The sequence below is a fragment of the Dehalococcoidales bacterium genome (assembly GCA_028716225.1).
Classification (GTDB): domain Bacteria; phylum Chloroflexota; class Dehalococcoidia; order Dehalococcoidales; family UBA5760; genus UBA5760.
Genome location: JAQUQE010000118.1, coordinates 1 through 3,131, shown reverse-complemented (window position 1 = coordinate 3,131; position 3,131 = coordinate 1). Strand labels below are relative to the sequence as shown.

Genomic DNA, 3,131 nt, shown 5'->3' with positions numbered 1-3,131 from the left:
AGTAAGATACCCCTTCCCCTTTCGTGCGCCGTGCGGTATCATATAGGCGAAAGGGGGATGAGGATGCACAAACGGACGGCATTCCTCAACCATCTACGGGCACGGCATTATTCCCCCTTAACAATCAAGGCATATAATCGGGATTTGCTCCGTTTCTTTGCCGAGTGCCCGGGCTTTCCACAGACGCGGGTTCGGATTCGCCACTTCCTTTCGGCGTTGAAAGAAGAAGGGAACCCGGCGGCCTATCGCAGGATGGTCGCCGTGCTCCGCTCGTTCTTTCGTTGGGCGATTCGGGAAGGCTTGGTCGAGCGAAACCCGATGGATGAATTTCGGATGAAGCGCCCCGGGTTGCGATTGCCCAAGGTTCTGACACAACCGGAAGTCGCCGCGATCCTTGACCAGGATATGCCGAAGCGCGATCGAGCCCTTATGGAACTGCTTTACGGAGCCGGCTTGCGCGTATCAGAGTGCGTCCGCCTGAAGGCGCAGGACATCATGCACGAGGATGGCTTCATTCGCGTTTTCGGCAAGGGGTCCAAGGAAAGATATGTCCCGTTGTCAAAAACGGTTTCTAGGGCCATCCACGCGCTTCGTAGGCGAAGAGGGTATCTTTTCCGCTCGAAAAAGTATCCGCGACGACACATAAATGTCAGAACGGCCCAGCGCGTCGTCGCTCGTTACGCAAAGGGAGTCTCGCCGCACATATTCCGCCACTCGATGGCGACACACCTTTATGAAAACGGCGCTGATCTCCGTTCGATACAAGAGATGTTAGGTCATGCCTCACTCGCGACAACCCAAATATACACACACGTCACCTCCGAACATATGAAGCGGTCTTACGCCTATCACCCGAGAGCCTAAAAGTCGCTTGCGAAGACAGCCATATCCTAGTATCCTATTACCAGATTTATATACAAGCGGAGGCGTTGACAGATGAACCCGGAAGAAAAGATAAAACCGTTACTGTCGAACGCTGCTGAGCGAGTAGAGCAAATCGAATGTAGGCTGCAGGAGTTGTGGAAGGCAAAACAAACCCCGTTGACTGCTCTAGCGATAATGAAGGCAGAGCTTCAGTCAATTCACGATGAGGCAACCGCGCTGTGCGTTCTTACGTCTTGTGTTCTAAGCTTCGCACAACTCGAGGCGCTTGAAAGAATCAGCAGATGGACTCTGCACGTCTTGACTGGGATCGAACATGCTGTGTCCATCTCATATGAGCGCGAACCCTCTACTTCTGAAGCATCTTTGCCGTCTCAAAACAACTCTTCAGTATCTCTGGCGATAGCTGGGCATCAAACGCCTGGACAGCTAACTGCAAGCCCGTCAAGATGTAAGGGCGCAAAGCTTTCTCGGGAACAATCAGGCGCGTTCTGAATTCGTCAGGCATCTTTGCAATCGTCTTTGCCAGTTCATCCGCCGCTGAATCCATCATACCCTCCAGGAGAAACCGTACCGGCAGACCCATGTCTTCTGCCAGTCGCTTGACCAACTCGTACTTCGGGTTCTTGATCCTCCGAACCACGATGTTCGATATGGTCTGTGGTGTTGAGTCTATCCGCGCTGCCTGCGGAATACGCGTAAAGCCCTGATAGCGTTGATTCAACCACTCCAAAGCCCAACTCAAGCGACCAGCCAGATCGGTCTTCTGGAAACCCTCCAACTCCTCAGGGCTTGCCTGAAGCACACGATCCCGCAAAGCCTTTCGGGCGACAACCAGAATATCCTTCGCCATTTTGAACCATCCCTCCTGCTATCTCACCATATGAGCATAACAACCCGATGGACACTTGTCTATGGTTCGTTGCTAATTCGTCAATTAGAGTGCTTGACCGATCATCCCCGTTTATGCTAGTCTAGTCTCGAAGCGTGGGATATATGCATGTTATCTGCGCGATAGAAAAGACAGGGGATTCTCCCATTAGCAAGCACTTCCTGCTGGAGGAGGGATGCGGGAATGAAAGTGGGATTGGCGTTGCGCAAACATCGGCAATCACAAGGCATAACCCTGGAAGATCTAGCACGGCGAAGCGGATACACGAAGGGTTACATTTCCTTGGTTGAATCCGATCAGAGACTCCCGTCTTTAACAGCCCTGGCAAGGTTATCACGTCCCCTAGGTTTGACTCCCGCACACATTCTGATTTCGGCTCAGGCAGGCCAAAATGAAAACTGACTTCGAGAATCGTCTAACCGAATTGGTATATGAGTTGGTCAGCGATGATCCGTTGGGTGCACTGGAATACAGCTACCAAACCTATAGGCCTTGCGTCGAAGAAGCCGTCTTAATGTATGCGAAGAACCACAATCTTTGCCCGCAATGTCTTTCCCCTCTTGAGGTCATCGAGCAGAAACACCCCTGGGGAAGCACTGTAGCCATTGAGAAAATTGTTGTGTGCAGGAGGTGCGGGTAATGTTAGCTGGCCACTGTGCATTCCACGATGAACCTGTATCATGGCACAAGTTTCTGATGAAATGTGTTCCTGCTGCGAAACCCGGCAAGGAGCAATTCTGCAATCACTTTCAACCCAATTATCAGAACGAGCGGATGCGAAGCTGGCTGGGCGCAGTTTGGGAGGAGTTCATTGCGACGAAAGAGGAGGCGACGGGAAGATGATGCGCCGTGAGACCGTCAGGAAAGCCGCGCGATGATCGCTTACAAACACGTCCGCGGCGACTATACCGATTTCTACTCGGGGAAGGTCAATTACGGCCCGCCGTATCCACGAGTCGTCGAACAGGACGACTGTGACCCGCCGACCGAGAAAGTGTGCGGTCGCGGTCTACACGCCAACATCAGGCGCCTCGATGGTCTGTACTATTTGCATAGTCCACTGACCGAGTGCCATCTCCTGGAGGTGGAGGCCGCCGACAGCGACATCATCTGCCGCGACGAGGACAAGCTGCGATGCAAAAGACTAACTGTCCTGCGGGAGTTGTCCGACCCGCTAGGACCACAGACCGAACAGGTCAAGGCGTTTCTGGCGGAATTGCCGACCTGGCCTTGGCTGAAACCGCAGACACAAGACGCAGCAGAGTTGGCGCGGCTGGCATTCGCGGCGGTGGACACTGCAAATTCCTACTCGCCTGTGGTGTGCAAACGGGTGCGCTTTGTAACCTGGAACGTTGCC

General features: G+C 53.3%; 4 protein-coding genes. 3 read left to right on the top strand and 1 reads right to left on the bottom strand.

From position 1 onward, the window contains the following. Positions 1-30 precede the first annotated feature (30 nt). The gene (locus PHI12_14450) at positions 31-864 is read left to right on the top strand and encodes a tyrosine-type recombinase/integrase (GenBank protein MDD5511985.1); all 834 of its coding nucleotides are present in this window, start codon (positions 31-33) and stop codon (positions 862-864) included. Positions 865-1,231: 367 nt separating this feature from the next. On the opposite strand, the gene PHI12_14445 is transcribed toward PHI12_14450, so the two are convergent. After that, positions 1,232-1,735 carry a hypothetical protein gene (locus tag PHI12_14445; protein MDD5511984.1) on the bottom strand — a complete coding sequence of 168 codons (504 nt, stop codon included), beginning with the start codon at positions 1,733-1,735 and terminating at the stop codon, positions 1,232-1,234. A 430-nt stretch (positions 1,736-2,165) separates the two neighbouring features. Between PHI12_14445 and PHI12_14440 the strand changes: the two genes are divergently transcribed. Next, the gene (locus tag PHI12_14440; GenBank protein MDD5511983.1) at positions 2,166-2,414 is read left to right on the top strand and encodes a hypothetical protein; all 249 of its coding nucleotides are present in this window, start codon (positions 2,166-2,168) and stop codon (positions 2,412-2,414) included. Between the two features lie 234 nt (positions 2,415-2,648). After that, positions 2,649-3,131 (top strand): hypothetical protein (locus PHI12_14435; protein ID MDD5511982.1); only part of this gene is annotated, 483 nt, incomplete at its 3' end.